The 17,125-nt window shown below is 62.8% G+C and carries 13 protein-coding genes and 2 pseudogenes; 12 read left to right on the top strand and 3 right to left on the bottom strand.

From position 1 onward, the window contains the following. Nucleotides 1-113 precede the first annotated feature (113 nt). Nucleotides 114-1,060, bottom strand: a pseudogene (locus tag E8M78_RS18875) (IS630 family transposase). 302 nt (nt 1,061-1,362) lie between these two features. Here E8M78_RS18875 and E8M78_RS18870 point away from each other — a divergent pair. From E8M78_RS18870 to E8M78_RS18820, 11 genes are all read left to right on the top strand, one after another. Beyond that, a complete protein-coding gene (locus E8M78_RS18870) occupies nt 1,363-2,301 on the top strand; it encodes a transposase (protein ID WP_137136525.1) in 939 nt (312 codons plus the stop codon). A gap of 64 nt (nt 2,302-2,365) precedes the next feature. Next, nucleotides 2,366-3,334, top strand: coding sequence for a hypothetical protein (locus tag E8M78_RS18865; RefSeq protein ID WP_137136524.1), 969 nt, complete (start codon nt 2,366-2,368; stop codon nt 3,332-3,334). 17 nt (nt 3,335-3,351) lie between these two features. Further along, a complete protein-coding gene (locus E8M78_RS18860; RefSeq protein WP_137136523.1) occupies nt 3,352-3,732 on the top strand; it encodes a hypothetical protein in 381 nt (126 codons plus the stop codon). Between the two features lies 1 nt (nt 3,733). Further along, nucleotides 3,734-4,465 (top strand): DNA alkylation repair protein, encoded by a 732-nt coding sequence (locus tag E8M78_RS18855; protein ID WP_137136522.1) that lies wholly within the window; start codon nt 3,734-3,736, stop codon nt 4,463-4,465. 16 nt (nt 4,466-4,481) lie between these two features. Further along, nucleotides 4,482-5,393: a GNAT family N-acetyltransferase gene (locus E8M78_RS18850; RefSeq protein WP_137136521.1), complete on the top strand. Its 912-nt coding sequence runs from the start codon at nt 4,482-4,484 to the stop codon at nt 5,391-5,393. Further along, the gene (locus E8M78_RS18845) at nt 5,390-6,259 is read left to right on the top strand and encodes a class I SAM-dependent methyltransferase (RefSeq protein WP_137136520.1); all 870 of its coding nucleotides are present in this window, start codon (nt 5,390-5,392) and stop codon (nt 6,257-6,259) included. The genes E8M78_RS18850 and E8M78_RS18845 overlap by 4 nt, the downstream gene beginning before the upstream one ends. Nucleotides 6,260-6,297: 38 nt before the next feature. Next, nucleotides 6,298-7,866: an FAD-binding oxidoreductase gene (locus tag E8M78_RS18840; RefSeq protein ID WP_205910259.1), complete on the top strand. Its 1,569-nt coding sequence runs from the start codon at nt 6,298-6,300 to the stop codon at nt 7,864-7,866. Continuing rightward, nucleotides 7,863-9,698: a tryptophan 7-halogenase gene (locus E8M78_RS18835; protein WP_137136518.1), complete on the top strand. Its 1,836-nt coding sequence runs from the start codon at nt 7,863-7,865 to the stop codon at nt 9,696-9,698. The genes E8M78_RS18840 and E8M78_RS18835 overlap by 4 nt, the downstream gene beginning before the upstream one ends. Continuing rightward, on the top strand, nt 9,668-11,209 hold the full coding sequence (locus E8M78_RS18830; RefSeq protein WP_137136517.1) for an amidase family protein: 1,542 nt from the start codon (nt 9,668-9,670) through the stop codon (nt 11,207-11,209). The genes E8M78_RS18835 and E8M78_RS18830 overlap by 31 nt, the downstream gene beginning before the upstream one ends. Next, nucleotides 11,206-11,832, top strand: coding sequence for an NAD(P)H-dependent oxidoreductase (locus tag E8M78_RS18825; protein ID WP_137136516.1), 627 nt, complete (start codon nt 11,206-11,208; stop codon nt 11,830-11,832). Before E8M78_RS18830 ends, E8M78_RS18825 begins: the two co-directional genes overlap by 4 nt. A gap of 83 nt (nt 11,833-11,915) precedes the next feature. Next, nucleotides 11,916-13,187: a cation:proton antiporter gene (locus tag E8M78_RS18820; RefSeq protein WP_137136515.1), complete on the top strand. Its 1,272-nt coding sequence runs from the start codon at nt 11,916-11,918 to the stop codon at nt 13,185-13,187. 144 nt (nt 13,188-13,331) lie between these two features. On the opposite strand, the pseudogene E8M78_RS18815 reads toward E8M78_RS18820, so the two are convergent. Next, nucleotides 13,332-15,854: pseudogene (locus E8M78_RS18815) on the bottom strand (Tn3 family transposase); the annotation flags it as partial. Between the two features lie 50 nt (nt 15,855-15,904). Next, complete coding sequence (locus E8M78_RS18810; RefSeq protein WP_137136514.1) at nt 15,905-16,291, bottom strand: hypothetical protein; 387 nt, start codon at nt 16,289-16,291, stop codon at nt 15,905-15,907. Between the two features lie 205 nt (nt 16,292-16,496). Between E8M78_RS18810 and E8M78_RS18805 the strand changes: the two genes are divergently transcribed. Continuing rightward, on the top strand, nt 16,497-17,120 hold the full coding sequence (locus E8M78_RS18805) for a recombinase family protein (RefSeq protein ID WP_137136513.1): 624 nt from the start codon (nt 16,497-16,499) through the stop codon (nt 17,118-17,120). The last annotated feature ends 5 nt before the right edge of the window (nt 17,121-17,125 follow it).

Raw genomic sequence — 17,125 nt, 5'->3', positions numbered from 1 at the left:
AAACCAATACTTTGCCAGCACCATCACACCGCACAAAATCAACGGCTTCCGAGTTGTTCAGGGAGGACTAATTATACAGAATACTCCATATAACATTGCTTAGCGCTTCCCTTTCATGTTGGATCGTATCCGCATGATGTGAAGAAGTTTCGGGCCTCCTGAGGCTCGACGAGGTCGATCAGTTTCCCGATCCTGTCCCACAGGCCGGTCACAGTGCGTTCTGCCGCTTTGCGCAGGAGCGCTTTGAGCTTCGAGAATGCCTTCTCTATGGGATTGAACTCTGGGCTGTAGGGCGGGAGGAACAGCATGCGCGCACCGGCAGCCTCGATCATCTCACGCGCCGCCGGTCGCTTATGGCTGGAGAGATTGTCAAGGATGACGACATCGCCAGGCTTCAGTGTCGGCACAAGAACCTGGGCGACATAGGCCTCGAACTATTCTCCGTTGATCGGCCCGTCGATGACGAGCGGCGCAACCATTCCTGTGCTGCGCAAGCCAGCCACCAGCGTCGTAGTCTTGCGATGGCCGTGTGGGAAGCCCATTCGCAGGCGCTCTCCCTTCCTGCATCGTCCGTGCGTGCGCGCCATGTTCGTCGCAGTCCAGGTTTCGTCGATGAAGACGAGCTTTTCAGGATCAAGGTCCAGTTGATCATCGAACCACTGCTCACGCTGTTCCAGGACGTCAGGACGGCTTTGCTCTACCGCGTGCCCAGTCTTTTTTTGCGCGTCTGCCCGTGCCGGACAAGAAACCGGTGCAAAGCCGATTTGCTGATCGTGATGCCCTGAGCAGAAAGCGTATCGCGCAGTTCGAACAAGGTTCCATCGCGGTTCTCGGCGAGCCATGCCATGATCGCCTCGCCATGGGTCTCTGTCTTTCGGGAATTTCGATCTCCGCCAAGAGGACCGGGACGCACGTCGCCCTGGCGAAGTTGTAGATTTCGCCAGCGGCTGACGCTTGCAGCACTCACGCCAAACCGTTCGGCGGCTTCGCGATGGGTCGCACCAGCAGAAACGGCAGCAAGAACGCGAACACGCAGATCGACAGAAAGGGCTTTCGACATATCCGCCGATCTCCATCGGCAGATAGTTTGAATCAGAACCCGCCTGATTTGCAAAGCCCCGCAGATTCACTCAGTCAGGGAACCGCTTGTCTTATGATCTCTTTGCTTCTTGGTGAGATAAAGAAGCGCCGGCTTGGGTTGCAGCCCCATGCCGGCGATGGGGGACGGATCGTGGCCGCGCAGGCCGCCATTCTTGCGAATGCCGGGCCGAGCTAAAGTTTGATCGCCCCCATCTTTTCCAATCGTCCTGAACGGATACCCGAGCTTTGGGCTCGGATGACAAGCATGGGAGATCAGAAAAGATGACGGATATTACCATCGGCGCGGACATATCGAAAGACCATATCGATCTGCATATGTTGCCGGACGGTCAAATCTTGAAGGTTGCCAATGATCGCAAGGGTTTTGCCGCCATTGTCCGATGGATCGGCACAAAGAGTGTGGCCCGCATTGTCTATGAACCCACCGGCCCCTACCACAAGGCCTTCGAGCGCTTCATGATGGTGCAAGGATTGGCTCTCTCCAAGGTCAATCCCCGCTCTGCTCGACGCTTCGCAGAGGCGACCGGCAGACTTGCCAAGACAGACAGCATCGATGCCGCACTGCTGGCTCGTTACGGCACGCTTCTTGAACCGCGCATCCTTGAGGTCAACAGGCAAATCCACAATGACCTGAAAGAGTTGCATATGGCGCGCCTTGCTCTGATCAAGGACAGGACTGCTGCAAAGAACAGGTCGAAGAATCTGTCCAACTTGCTCTTGAAGCGACAGAACACCGATAGGCTCCGGCAGATCGAGCGCCAGATCAAGGCCGTGGACGAGGCCATCATGAGCCTCATTGCCGAAGACGTAGCATTGAAGGCCAGGTTCGACATCCTCGTCTCGATCCCCGGCATATCGCAGATCACGGCCTTTACGCTTCTCATCGAGATGCCGGAACTGGGCGAACTGGAGGAGAAGGCCGCAGCCGCACTTTCCGGTCTTGCCCCCATGAGCCACCAGTCCGGGCGATGGACCGGACGCGCCTTCATCGCTGGCGGAAGGGCCATCGTCCGGCAGGCACTCTACATGCCGGCCCTTGTCGCATGCCGCTTCAACCCGGACCTCAAAGCCAAATACGAGCAGCTCAAAGCCGCCGGAAAGCCACCGAAAGTCGCCATCACCGCTGTCATGCGAAAGCTCATTGTGCTCGCAAACGCTCTGCTGAAAAACAATAGGAAATGGGAGCCAAAACCCGCTTGACGCATTAACGAAACGGTAATAGTAATAGATAGTGTATCCATTATTTTTAGGAATAGATAGTTCGATGGAGACTTTTCCTCGCGCTGGCATTTTCAATTATAACGCGAATTCATTCTTGTGGGGCTTTGGAGGAACTTACGAAACGGCGACAACCCTGAATTTCCTTGGAAGCATGACGATTGACGCGCCGGCAGCCCTCGCCATCGCTGCGGTGTCCCTTGAAAGTGCAACCGTCAATGTCGCCGGCACGATCAGCAGCACCGCCCGCAGTGGCGCCATCGTCACCCTGCCAGTGCCCGTGCCGCCCGGCGAGCCTCAGCCCACTGGACCCGTCGACGAGCTGATTGCCGCCGGCGCCATCCTGGGCGACGCCCGCGTCACATTCGCCGGCGTTGTTCGTGCCCAGATCGAGGGTGGCGGCACCATCGGTGCCTTTTCGGCTCTGGCTGATGCCTATGTCACGGCCTCCGGAGTGATGATTTCCGAGCGAGGCTTTGCCCTGCGCACGCAGGCAGCCGCCAGTGATGCCCATTCGGTGACAAGCGGACTGATCGAGGCCCATGGCGGTGAATGTGCGATCATGGTCGAGGGCCGTGAAAACAGTTTCGTCACCAACCGGGCAGCCGTGCTGACGGGTGGTGACCATGTCGACGGCATTCTGGCGACCGCCCGCGTCGACCTCACCTTTACCGGCGACCGGGTGGCCGCGCTTGCGAACTCGAATGTCACCGTCACCAACAGCGGCACGCTGTGCACGACCGGCGACGGCATCCGCGCCGAAGCCCAGGGCACCATCGAGATCCGCACGGACGCATCGACGCCGATGGCATCGGCATCCATGTCCGCGACATCGACGGTAGCGACGGGATCGGCCGGGCGATCATCCACCAGAAAGGTCTTCTGGAAGGCGCTACCGGCGGAATTATCGTCACAGGCGATTTCGCCACAACAACCATCGACGTCTCTGGCGTGGTCAAGGGCGGCAGCGGCGCGGCGATCTCGACGGATGCAAGCAACGACAGCATTCATGTGAGAAGCGGAAGCAAGATCTTGGGCGACATCCTGACGGGGGCAGGCAATGACGTGATCCGCATCGATAATGGCGCGCAGGTTTACGGCGTGATCGATACAGGCAGCGGCAATGACACGGTCTTTCTTGGCAACGCCGGTTATGTGGTCAATGGCGGTGCCGGCGATGACATTTACTATGCCGGAAGCGGCCGCGACGTGTTTCGCTACAGCGCCGGCGATGGTGGCCATGACCTGTTGTTCGGCTTCGATCTGCGCCGTGACGTGCTCGCCTTCGACGTTGGGCCATTCGACATCCACATCACAGGCCGCGACACGCTGATCACCTGGTCGGAGGGCAGCCTGCGCCTTGTCGGCGTTGCCAGTCCCGACCTTGATCTCTCCGGCGCCTGGATCGCCTGACATGGCGGGCGATCTCACCGCTGAACGCAAGGCGGCCCTGTCGCGCGGCGAAATTGCCGCGTCCAACCTGGGCGAGATCCTGGCGATCGACTTCACTGACCTGATGGAGACGCTCGCACCGGGTGCCGGACTTCCGGCCTTTCAGAAAGAAGGCATCTCGCGGCGGATGGCCCTGTGCGGCGAGGCGTTGCTCGCCCACTTTGGCGCTGACGTCCTTGCCACCTGGACAGACCATGCCAGCGACACCGTGCGTGGGTTGGCCCTGTTTGGCCTTGCGCGTCACAACGATGATTCGGCGGTGGCGGATGTGCTGACCATGGTCCGGCCTTTCGCCGCGGACGGGCATTTCGGCGTCCGCGAATGGGCCTGGCTGGCGGTTCGGCCGCGGCTGGTACGCGATCTCGCCCCCTCCATTGCCGCGCTCACCGACTGGACGGGCGACGCCGACGTCAACATCCGGCGCTTTGCCGTGGAGGCACTGCGGCCGCGTGGCGTCTGGTGCAAGCATATTTCGGCCCTGCGCGAGGACCCGGCCAGGGGATTGCCCCTCCTGGAGCCGATGCGACGCGAAAGCGAGAAATACGCGCAGGACTCCGTCGCCAACTGGCTCAACGACGCTGCCAAGGACCAGCCCGACTGGGTCCGGAGCCTGTGTCAGCGCTGGTTGCGTGAAACAGACGATTGTCCGCCGACCCGGCGGATCACCACTCGGGCCATGCGCTCGCTGAAATAGTGGTTGGAGACAAGCCATGAAAGACCGGCTCGGCCGCTTCAAGAATGCTCACTTCGCATTGCTGCCACCACAGCTTATGCGTTTATTTGCTGTGCGCCGCATCCGTGCCAGCGACATATCCTTTCCCGATGTGACCTTCAAGATCGTCTCGACGGAAGAGGAAATGGCCGGTGCCTTTGCGCTGCTTGAGGACAGTTATGTGCGCCGTGGCATCGTAGCCGAAGGTCAGATGCGGCTGCAGGTCATCAGCCTCCTGCCATCGACAACGACGTTTATCGCCAAGAAGGGCGACCAGATTCTCGCCACGCTGTCGCTGATCGAGGATTCCGATCTGGGTCTTCCCATGGAGAAGGTTCACGGACCGGAAGTCGCCGGCGTGCGCCAGCTGTTTCGCAAGGTGGCGGAAGTTGGGGCGCTCGCAGTGCGCTCTGATCAACGCCGGACCGGCCTTTCCATCATGCTCTACAACATGATGTACCGCTGGGCCCGATACTGGCGCCATGTCGATGACCTCATGATCGCGGTGCATCCCTCGGCGCGGTTCTTCTACTCGAACCTGCTGCTGTTCCGCGCGCTTGGGCCGGTGCAGAATTACGAAGGACTTCGCGGTGCCGCTTCCTTGCCGATGCGCCTGGATATTCCGGGCGTGCAAATGCGGTTTCACCGCATCTACCGGGGGCAAATCGTCGACAAGCGCTCAGGCCTCGATTTCTACGATTTTTTCTGCGCCCCGTCAGATCGTTTCGACTTTTCCGCCCACCCGGATTTTCGCCGGCCAATGCCCGTTGCAGGTCCGCTCGAGGACCGGGCCGTCAGCAGTCTGATGCGCAGGTTTTCGCTTTGCCCCGAGGCAATGGAGGACCGCGAGGCGGCCACCCTGCGCCGCTATTTCCCTGCCCTCTCCCTGACCCTGGACGGTGCCGCATGACACTCGACCTGCCTTTTGCCGTGTTCCACGAGATCACAGCGCGCCAACAGTTGCCGCGCACGCCAGAGACCGAACTGGTCATGAATGGCGTGCAGACAGTGGAGGACTACTCCAGCTGCGGCGAGGAAGGCGGCGCGCTGTTCGGGCCTTACCTTTACAACGCGTTGCAAGTCTCTGCCCGCGTTGCACCGGGAAACAAGGTGATTGACCTTGGTTGCGGCTCCGGGCGCCTTCTGAACCTGATTGCCAGCTGGAACCCGGAGGTGTCCTTCATTGGCACTGACCTCGCTCCCGTGATGCTCGAAACCGCGCGTCGGCAGGCCGAGCTGCTTGGGTTGCGCAATGTCACCTATCTTGAGGCCGACTTCTCGCACCTCGACGATTTCGGGCTGCATGAGGCGGATGCCGTCATTTCCTCAATGGCGCTGCACCACCTGCCTGATCGCGACGACCTCACGCGGTGTTTCCTGGCGATCAGCCGCGTCCTGAAGCCGGCGGGACATCTCTATCTGATGGACTTCGGACGCCTGCGGTCACGCCAGGCGGTGGAGATCTTTGTCGGCAAGGTCGCCCGGACGGAAACGCCAGCACTCAGCCAGGACTATCGCGCCAGCCTCTATGCTGCCTTTACCCCCGAAGACTTTGACCAGGAAATCCTGCGCCTCGGCCGCGTGGACATCACCCTGCATCGCAGCGTGATCGCGCCGCTTCTGATGGTTGCCTGCACCCCGCCCCCCGGTCCCGCGGGCCAGCGTGCTGTGAATGCCTTTTCGCGTGCGCAGCGCCAGCTGTCGGCGCATCGCCGTGCCGAGCTGGCGCTGATGCGGCTGTTCCTGCGGCTTGGCGGTCTGGGGTTCCCGCTGTGACGCGACACTTCCCCCAAGCAGATACCGCGTTGGAGCGGTTGCGCGAGGCGATCCGCATCAGCGGCACGGCAGGTCGCCTTGCCGAAACTGCAAGGTCTGCCGAACGCGGTCACGACACGCTGCAATGGCCGCACTCTGCCGCCGCGCCGCTCGTGCTGCTGCTTGAGACCGAGGACGAGATCCGCGCGGCCCTGGATCTGGCGCGACGCGAGAACCTCAGCATTCACCCCGTCTCGAGCGGGCACAACTGGGGCTATGGCACAGCGCGTCCCGCCAGTCCTGAGACACAGGTTCTGTTCGACCTCAGCCCCATGACGCGCATTCTCGACTTTGATCCCGGCCTCGGCGTGATCACCGTCGAGCCCGGTGTCACCCAGGGCCAACTGGACGCCTTTCTGGCCGGGCGGGGCGCAGAATTCATGGTGCCGACCACCGGCGCAGGGCCGGACTGCAGTCTCGTCGGCAACGCACTGGAACGCGGCTACGGCATGACGCCGGTTGCCGACCATTTCCAGGCCGTACTTGGTCTGACCGCCGTTCTTGCTGACGGATCGCTGTATCGCTCGCCCTTCCTCAGCGCCTCGACGGACCAGACCGGGCCTGCCGTTTACCGCTGGGGCAGCGGGCCCTATCTCGACGGACTGTTCAGCCAGAATGGCGGCGCGGTAGTGACCAGCCTCACATTGCAGCTCATGCCGCGCCCGGCGGCTGTCGAGATGTTCGTGTTCTGGCTCAAGGCTGACGCGGATCTGGAGCGCACCATCGACACCATGCGCCAGATCCTGACCCGCAGCGGACTCACCATCGGCGGCATCAATCTCATGAACGCGGCCCGGGTCGGCGCACTGGCTGGTGACGCAGCCCTGAAAGGCGCGCCCTGGATCGGAACCGGCGTCGTCTACGGCGACAAAGGCGTCGTCCGGGCCGGACGAAAGGTGTTGCGCCAGGCGTTGAGGCCGGTTGCCGCACGGCTGGCCTTTGTCAACAGCCAGCGCCTGCGTCTTGCCGAAACGCTCGCCCGTCTGCCCTTCATCGGGCGTTCGCTGTCGCCGCTCGTCGAGCCCGTCAGGTCTGCCTATCGCATGCTGGCGGGCCATCCGGGCGAATTTGCCCTGGCGCTTGCCTATGGCGGTGCGCCGGCGGCGATGCCGCTAAGCGGACGCGATCCGGCCCGCGATGGCTGCGGTCTGCTCTGGTACGCCCCGATCGTTCCAATCGAGGGCCGCGCAGCCCGGCGCTACATCGACATGGTCGCAAGGGTCTGCGGAGCGCATGGCTTTGCCGCGCCAATCACCTTCTCCACCCTGTCCGTTTCGGCCTTTGACAGCACGGTGCCGCTGTTGTTCCCGCGCGACCGGAACAACAGCGACAGGGCGCTGGCATGCCTGCGCGCGCTCATTGCCGAAGGCCGCCGTCTCGGTTTCCCCCCCTACCGGTTCCACAGCGGCCTGATGGATGAAGCCACGGCCGGCAACAACGCCTACTGGCAGCTGGCCGGGAGGGTCCAGAGTGCCCTCGATCCCGATGGCCTCATCTCGCCCGGACGTTACCGCCGCCGCGCGCCAACCGATACCCTTGCCCCCCTTCTGCAGGAGACTTTCGCATGACCCGAATTGCGATCATCGGACGCGGCCTCGCCGGCAAGATGGCAGCTCTGTACCTCGCGCGCGACATGGTCGACGCGGACATCACCGTGATCGACCCGGAGGCCGAGGGCCTGCCGGTTGTGGGGGAATCCACCGTCGAGGTGACGGCCCAGTTCATGAAGGCGCTTGGCCTCGGGGAACATCTCGAGGAAGACCACCTGCACAAATATGGCCTGACCTATTATTTCCGCCTGCCGCCCGGCGAAGAGCCGGATGCACCTGAATACATCCAGCACGAAGCCCCCGGGATCATCCGCCTGCCGTCCTACAATCTCAACCGGCACAGCTTCGACGCCGAACTGGACGCCCGGATCGACCCGCTGGTGACCCGTGTCACCGGCCGCGTCACGGGTGTGGATCTGTCGGACCAGCTAGGCGCGCCGCAACAGGTCAACGTGCAGCTTGCGGATGGCTCAAGCCGGCAGATCGAAGCCGATCATGTCATCGACTGCTCGGGACGCATGCGCGTCCTCACCAAGCAGTTCGGCCTGCACCAGGACCCGCCCTACCAGCGCTGCAGCTACTGGTTCCGCCTGCAGGGCTTCGACCGGCGCCTTCTCGACGGATTGCGGCTGGCCAAGCTGAAACAGCACTGCTTCGAGTCCTATTACGTGACCCACCACTTCTACGGCGAGGGCTACTGGATCTGGATCATCCCGATGCGCAGCGACACCGGCGAGGACATGGTGAGCTTCGGCATCACCTACCGGCCGGAGGTCATGGGCGAGAAGCGCATGGGCTTCGAGCGCCTCTGCGAGGTGCTGGAGCGCGACCATCCGCAACTGAAGGCGCTGATCCTGAGCGGCCGCAAGCTCGATGACAGCCGTTACTTCAACTACATGTACGAAGCCAGCAGCTACTATGACCGCAAGGGACGCTGGTTCCTGCTGGGAGACGCCGGCTTCACCTTTGACCCGGCCAACAGCGCCGGCATTGCCTATCTGGCGCATCAGATCCCGCAAATCACCGGCATGATCCGCAAGGCGCGTGGCGGGATGCTGTCCCCCTGCTATGTCGAGGCGCTGGAAGGCCACTTGCGGGCCCAGCTCGCCCTGCAGGACCAGTGGAGCCACTGGTACGAGGTCATGAATGACCCGGTGAAAATGGCCTGGACGCTGATCGTCGCCAACATGGGCTATTTCCACCTCGTGGTGCCGAACTACATGAGCGGCGCCTTTCTGAACGCCGGTGTCGCCAGGCAGGTCGCGATGCTGCTACCCCGCTACAAGCGCGGCATGCAGCCTCCGGTCTATCCGTTCCCGAAACTGCTCGATGCCCTCGCCATGACCGCGGACCCGCAGGAGCTGATCCGCCGGGCACCGGCCCTCTACGAGACAACGGTGCCTTTCAGCTACTACCGGCCGGATGACATTCCCCGTGGCCGCCTCATCAGCCGCTATTTCCGCAAGCGCGCCTATTTGCGGATGAAGGCACTGGCCCTGCTGGCCCCGCTCGGCAAGCCGCAGCATTGGTTGCTCGCGATCGGACAGACGCTGCTTGCCGGCGGCGATCTGCTGCGATCGGGCCTGATCGGCCTCCTGCCCTGGACCTATGAGCGGGCTGCTTCGGTCAGGCCGGCCCATCAGAGCCCTTTCTCGCCCCCGCATGCCTTTCTTTTTACGCCGAACAAGCACATCGGCATGGCCCAGTCGCGGCTCGTCCAACGCCGGCAGGCCGCTGAGCGGGCCTGGCAGCTTCCGCCAATGCTGGCGGCGGACGATGCCGTTCCTGCACAGCCCCATGCCCATGCCACGGACCTGATATGCAAGCCCACGGCGGACGCCGCAGCATGACCGCATCCAATCAACCTGCATCCTTGCTGCCTCCCGCGGCTCAGGGGGGGGCGGCCGCACCACTCGCAGTCGCGGTCGCCCTCCAGGACGTGCCAGCCAGCGAGCTGACGGAACAGGCACTGCAACGCCTGTCCTCCGCCGGGCGCCGGTTCGCTGCCTTGGCTGGACTGCTGCCGGATCAGGCCCGCCGCGCGGCCCGGGCCGCCGACACGGCGGCCCGGGCGCTTGGCCCAGAAGCGCTGGTCAGCCAGCCGTTGCTCGGGTTGCCGGTCACGGTCAAGGAAGGCCTGAAAGTCGCTGGCGCTCCGTGGATGATGGGCGCTGCCCGTCACCGCGACCGGATTGCCAGCCAGGACGGCACGGTTGTCCAGCGCCTCAGGTCAGCTGGTGCTGTTATCACCGGTGTCGGCAGCATGGCCGAAATGGCGCTCTGGCCAGAAACGGTGAACCGTATCACCGGACGCGCCCTGCATCCGCTGGACCCGACACGCACCCCCGGCGGCAGTTCGGGCGGAGATGCGGCACTGGTGGCAGCTGGCGCAGTAAGCGTTGCAGTCGGCACGGATGGCGGCGGCTCGGTGCGCATCCCGGCCGCCTATTGTGGCCTCTACGCGCACAAGCCGACGGCCGGAATGGTGCCTCTTACCGGGCATGTCCCGCTGGACCGGGGCCCAGATACGGCTGCAGCGCCCCTGGCGCGCTTCTTTGCCCCCGGACCGATGTGCCACGACGCCGCAGACCTCTGGCCGATGTTGTCGGTGATGACAGGCCCCGACGGTATCCACCCGGACATGGAGGCTCCCCTTCCCTCCAGCCTGCCTTGGCCCACCCCGGCTCAGCTCGAAGGGCGCTCCGTCTTTGTGTTGCCCGCGCCCTCCATAACCGGCAGCGAGCGGACGGACCTGGCGCAGATTGCAGCGGTCGAGCGGGCTGCCAGCCTGCTGGAAACAGCCGGTGCGCGTTTGCAGACTGTGCGAACGGATCTGTTGCAAGGCGCGTTCTGGATCTGGATGGGCACGCTGCGCTGTGCCGCTGACGTCACCATGGAACAGCTGGTCGGCGACGGCTGCCGCCTGCCGCTTCTCAGCCAGTCCTTCCGCCATTTGACTGGCCGCGGCGAGCACACCACCGCTGCGCTGCTGCTTGCCTGGAGTGGAAGGCTTGATCCGACTGGCCCCCGGCTCTGGCGGCGCTGGCGCGACCAGGGGCAGGCTCTCTCGTCCGAGCTGGCCGACATGCTTGCAGGCAATGCGCTGCTGCTGTGCCCGCCGGTGCCAGGACCTGCACCGCACCATGGCCACGCCTTCCGCCATCCTTTCAACATCGGCGCTACCGCCGTGTTCAACGTACTCGGCAACCCCGCCACCATCGCCCCGGTTCTCCTCGGGCCGGAGGGCTTGCCGCGTGCCGTCCAGATCGTCGCGGGCCCGGGTGCCGACCACCTTGCTGTGTCTGCCGCCCTAGCCCTCGCGCGGACGGAAATCTTCCCCGGAAACAGGAAACTTCCATGACAAAGACTTTGCTATCCTTGAGCTTTTCGCCCCGCGTCGCATCGACCAGCGCCGCCCTTGCCGACGGGTTCATTGCCGATTGGCACAAGGCAAATCCCGATGCAGAACTGCGCCAGCGTGCCCTTGGCCGCGAGGCGATCGCAGGTCCGGACGAGGACTGGATTGCGGCCAACATGACCCCGGAGGCCGAGCGCACTCCGGACCAGGCCAATCTTCTGGCCGCCTCGGATCAGGCCATCGCCGACCTGCATGCCGCGAGCCATATCGTCATCGCCACACCGATGTTCAATTTCGGTCTTCCCTGGACGCTGAAGTCCTATGTCGACCTTATTGTCCGTGTCGGCAAGACGTTCTCCTTCGACCCGGCCACCGGCTTCGGTCCGCTCCTGTCTGCAGACAAGAAGCTGATGATCGTCTGGTCGAGCGCAGGCGAGTACCAGCCCGGCACCCCGACAGAGCCGTTCGATCACCTGACACCCTATCTTCGCCAGGTGTTCGGCTTCATGGGCATCACCCAGTCAGACGCCGTCTCGGCCGGCAACATGTGGGGCGGCCCGGATGCTGCCGCAGCATCCTTGTCCGCCGCACGCGCCCAGCTGGCTGCACTCAGCCCGACCTGGTAGGCCGCAAGTCCGCAGTCGGCCTGTTCTGTCACTTTGATGCCGGGCGGGATGCCCGGCGTCTTTTCCCATCTCCGGAGCCGCATATGCAGATCCCAATCACCGAACTGTTTCTCATGGCCCTTTTGGTGATCTTCACCCTGCCCTATCTGGCCTGGCGCCTGCTCGGGCAGCGCAGCTGGGCGCCGCTGGTCGTGGTGCAGATCGTCGGCGGCATCCTGCTCGGGCCCGGCGTTCTTGGCGCGGCACTGCCGGAGGTCTACACGCTGGTCTTCACGGACAAGGTCATCACCGCCCTCAACGGCATCGCCTGGTGGGCTGTGATGATGTTCGTCTGGATTGCCGGTATCGAACTCGACTTGCACCAAGCCTGGGCAAAGCGGAGGGAAACTGGCACAGTTGCCTTGCTCGCGCTCATCGTTCCGCTGGGGCTTGGGGCCGGGGCTGCCGCCATGCTGCTGGCCACGGACGGCTGGATCGGACCCGGCGGGGCCTACTGGCAGGTGCTGCTCGGCATCGGAATGGCCTGCGCCGTGACGGCGCTGCCGATCCTGGTCCTGTTCATGGAGAACATGGACATCCTGCGCTCGAACCTTGGCCAGCGCATCCTCAGGTATGCCAGCCTTGATGACGTGGCCATCTGGGCGGTCCTCGCCCTGATCCTGCTCGACTGGGAGCGGGTAACGCGACAGGCCGGCTTCCTGCTCGTCTTCATCCCCGCCGCCCTCCTCGCCCGCAGGATCATTGCCGCGTCCGGAGAGCTGGACCGCTGGATCCTCGGGCTGATCTGGCTGATTGCCTGCGGCCTTGCGGCCGACTGGGCGGGACTGCATTACATGGTCGGAGCATTCCTGTCCGGCGCCGTGCTGGACAGTCGCTGGTACAAGCTGGAGCGCATGGATGCCTTCCGCAGCACGGTGCTGATGACAGTGATGCCGGTGTTCTTCCTGTCGACCGGCCTGCGCACAAGCTGGGACATGGGCGGCGTCGGCGTGCTGGCCGCCGCCGGCCTCCTGCTCGTTGCTTCCGTGTCAGGCAAGCTGATCGGCGTGCAGATCGCTGGCCGGCTGCTGCGCTGGGAACCGGGCGAGGCGACGATCATTGGCTGGTTGCTGCAGACCAAGGCCCTGATCATGATCATCTTCGCCAACATCCTGCTCGACAAAGAGATCATCACGTCGACCACCTTCACAGCCCTGCTGCTGATGGCGGTTGGCTCGACCATGCTGACCATGCCGGTGGTCGCTCCCCTGCTCTCCCGCTACCGCAGCATCCGCAGCAAATCCGAGGATATGGGACCTGAAGAAGCCGGCGCGCCGGTTGCCCGGCCGCTTGCGATCCAACAGGGCAACGGCTAAGGCTCCGCAGGATTGAAATCCTTCATTCGGCGGCAATCGTGCGCTGCCGGATGTGGATATTGACGGCAATCCCAGCGTCAACCGCCACGGCCCTGCATAACTTATCTTTTTGGGACTCCGTGGGTATTTCTACATTAATACACGCTAAGGAAATTTGAAGTTGTTTGGATTGAAGCGGTTAGCTCGAATCGGTCTGAAGCGTTCGAGGGGTCGGTCAATTTCGTTCCAGAGGTAGTCACCGGTCAACGCGATATGCGCCCATGGTAGCGGTGCGACCTGGGAGAGCAGCTCGGCGGGAATATCGATGCCCTGGGCGCGAACATAATCGACAGTGCGGCTGAGATAGACGGTGTTCCACAGGATAATGGCGTTGACGACGAGGTTGAGACCTGACGCCCGATAGGCCATGGTTTCCGCCACGCGGTTGCGCAGCTCGCCAAGCTGGTGGAGGAAGACCGCCCGGGCAAGGGCGTGACGGCTTTCACCCTTGTTGAGGATGGCATGCGATCTGCGCCTAAGCTTGGTGTCGAGCAACCAGTCGCAGATAAAGATCGAGCGTTCAATCCGGCCCATTTCTCTTAGCGCCTGATTGAGCCGATTTTGCCGAGGCGATGCGGCAAGCTTTTTGAGGATGACGGATGGCGGCACGAGGCCCGCGCCGATCGATGCCATCAGCCGCAAGACCTCATCCCAGTGATGCTCGATGACATCCATGTTGACGGCTCCCGAGATCAGCGGCCCGAGTGGCTCGTAAGCCGAGCCAGGATCAATGACGAAGAGCCTGCGATTGCCGAGATTGCGGATACGGGGAATGAGCCTGTAGCCGAAGCCGTGGAACATAGCGAATGTCGTTTCGGTCGCGCCGGCGGTATCGGTTGCATGCTCATGGATTTCGACGGAGCTTTCATTGTGAAGGAGGCCATCGAGCACGTAGGGCGCTTCGCTCTCGGAGGCCTGGATCATGCGGGAGAAGAAGGAGGCGAAGCGATTAGACAGAAAGCCGTAGACCGAGGCACCCGGCCGTTTGCCGTATTTTGCATTGTATTCGAGGTTGGCTTCGCCGCGCCCGCCAGCCGGAAAGAACTGCCCGTCCGATGAGGAGATGTGGCCGTCGCCCCAGACCGCGGCGAAGGGATGAGCCTGCTGCGCATCGACCAGCACGGCGGTCGCCGTGGCATAGGTTTCCGAGCGCAGATGCCGATCTACCATCAGCATCATCTGGTGGATCGTGACGCCGCGTGAGCTTTCCGCCATGCGTTCAGCACCGGCGTTGGTGGCGTCGGCAAGGATCGCGGCCATCAACGCCGGCTCATCGTTCGCCGTCTCGCCGGTGCGATAGTGTGTGAAGCTGTCGAGGAACCTGGTCCAGCTGTGGACCTCAGCAAGCAGGCTGGTGATCCTGATCCGTGGCACCAGAACATAAAGTCGGCGGCTGAGCGCGACGATCCTGTCACGCTCCTCCTCGCGGATCGGGGAAACCGACAAACCCTTGTCGGAAATAGCGGCATCCGGAATGGCGTTGGCGGCCGCCGCCCTTGCCAGCTGTTTGAGTTTCGCGTCGAGTGTGGCGGTGCGTTCGGCTCGCCATTCGGCAAAGCTGTCAGGGATGGCAAGCCCGAGCCGCCCTTCGGCCCGCATCAGGGCGAAGATCGGTCGAGGCAGAAGATAATCCTCGAAACTGCGCCATGCCCGGCTGCCATCAACCCACATGTCGCCGGCCCGCAGGCGCTCCCGTAGGTGAACGAGGACCGCCACTTCCCAAGCGCGCAGGTCGATCGTGACGCCGTCCGAGCGCACACGTCGCCGCCACTTGCGGGTCATGAACGCGAACGGCACCTGCGCGGGTAGTTTCCTGCCGCTGTAGAGCGCACGCAGATGATCCACTGCTCTCAAAACCGGATCATCGGGACGAAACGACCGGAAAGAGAACGTGCCGAACATGAGCCTGCCCAGCTTTCGCAGTGATTTGTGCCGCTCGATGAGCTCATCGAATTCGTCGCTGCGATCGGGGCGCACGATGGACCTGGCTGCCGCCATGCTGGCGGTCAAACCGTCCCATCCGAGTGAGGCTGCAACTGCGGATGCGAGATCGGTGTCGCTCTCACACGCGGCCAGAAGCGCCTCGCCAAGCTTGAGATGATCAAGCGCCACCCCATCAAGAACCTCGGCTTCTTTCAGACGGCGTTCCGTGCGGCTCAGTTCAGCTTTGCGACGGGTGCTGCCGATCAGTTTGCAGAACATGTCGATCGCAAGGTCTGTAATTGCCGCCTGCCTCTCGATGACGAACGCCGTGAGCGTGGCGTAGCGACGCTCGACAGTCAGGCGTCGTCTCTCACGGGCATGCAGGATGCGGGCGTCCCGGGCGATGATGCCATAGCGGTTGGCATGGATCGTTTTACGCCGCTCATCGGAAATGGCCGCCAAACGCAAAACCTCAAGACGGGCGATCAGGCCCTTGAGGTTCTTCAGTTTTGTCCCCTCTGGCGCTTCGGCAATCCAGCCGAGATTGCTCCGATCGCCGGCCCGATCGATGAGAAACTGATCAAGCGCCTCGATGGACGTTTGCTCCAGGCCCCGGATCAAGCCGCGATAAGCCTGTCGTCGCGCCGCCGCCCGGCCCGCCATCGCCAGACGTATCAGCAGTTCCGGCACGGGGACGAGCAGCTTCGGGGTTTGAGTAGCAACGGAACAGAAAACCTACATAAGGGTTTGTCCGGTCAGCGCCAGCTACCCAGCTCGCTGATCATTTTCCTGTGGTGTTTGAGGTGATGCTTCATCAGGCGGATGTCGTGGAGATAATCCTGCTCCGGCCGAAACTCGTAATCCGGATCGATGTGGAATGGGTTGCGGGTGAAGCATTCGAACAGATTGATGCCGTCCCAGGTGTTGATCACCTGTTCGAGGCTTATCGCCACATGATGCAAAGGCGAACCAGGCTCGTCGGCATCCCTCATCTTGTGAAGCCGCGAATGGATGTGCTGCAGCATGTCGGTCCTCATATAGCTGTTCAGGAGCATGAGCGAGTGGGCCGGCGTCTTCGGCACGGCAAAGCCCATCTTGTCTTCCGGCGGCAGGCCCGCGACATTGTTGTCGTTGTCAGTCATGATGTTTCGTTCGCAAGAGATCCGCTCCACGTTGCTTCCGCACAAAGCCTTGTTCAGCCGTCGCAACAAACCCCGGTTTGATGTGATGCAGAACGGCCGATCACAAAAATCCCGGAATAGCCGTCGAATTTCACAAATACCCGTGCAAAAACCTATAGCCGATAAACTCTCTGCCGTCTAAGTTAATGTAAAATGGGGAGAAGCCATGCTGATCGGCTATATGCGGGTTTCAACCGGCGAGCAGAATCTCGACCTCCAGCGTGACGGGTTGGAGCGGGCCGGCTGCGATAAGATCTACGACGATGTGTGCTCCGGACGCGCCACCGACCGGCCCGGCCTAGCGAAGGCGCTTGAGATCGCGCGGGCGGGTGACGCCCTTGTCGTGTGGAAACTCGACCGCATCGGTCGCTCGCTTCCGCATGTCGTCGGGTTGATGAACGATCTGCAACAACGTGGGGTCGGACTCAAGGTGCTGACCGGCGATATGGACACGACCACGACGACCGGCCGGCTGGTCTTCGGCATCTTTGCAACATTGGCGGAGTTCGAGCGCGATCTCATCCATGAGCGAACCATGGCGGGCCTGGCGGCGGCGCGCGCCCGTGGCAGGGCCGGCGGACGGCCGCGTGTGATGACCCGCAAGAAGCTGAAGGCCGCTATGGCGATGATGGCAGACAGAGACAATGCCGCTCGCGATGTCGCCGCCGAACTCGGCGTCTCCTTGTCCACGCTCTATGCCTATGTCGACGCGAAGGGCAAGCCGCGTGAGCGGGCCAACGAATTGCTCGCCCGGCGCTCGACGAAGCGCGACGCCGCAGCGCAGGCCTGACGATC

It is taken from the genome of Rhizobium sp. FKY42, assembly GCF_005222835.1.
Classification (GTDB): domain Bacteria; phylum Pseudomonadota; class Alphaproteobacteria; order Rhizobiales; family Rhizobiaceae; genus Neorhizobium.
Note: the sequence above shows the minus strand (reverse complement) of the source record. Positions and strands in the feature narration are given on the sequence as shown.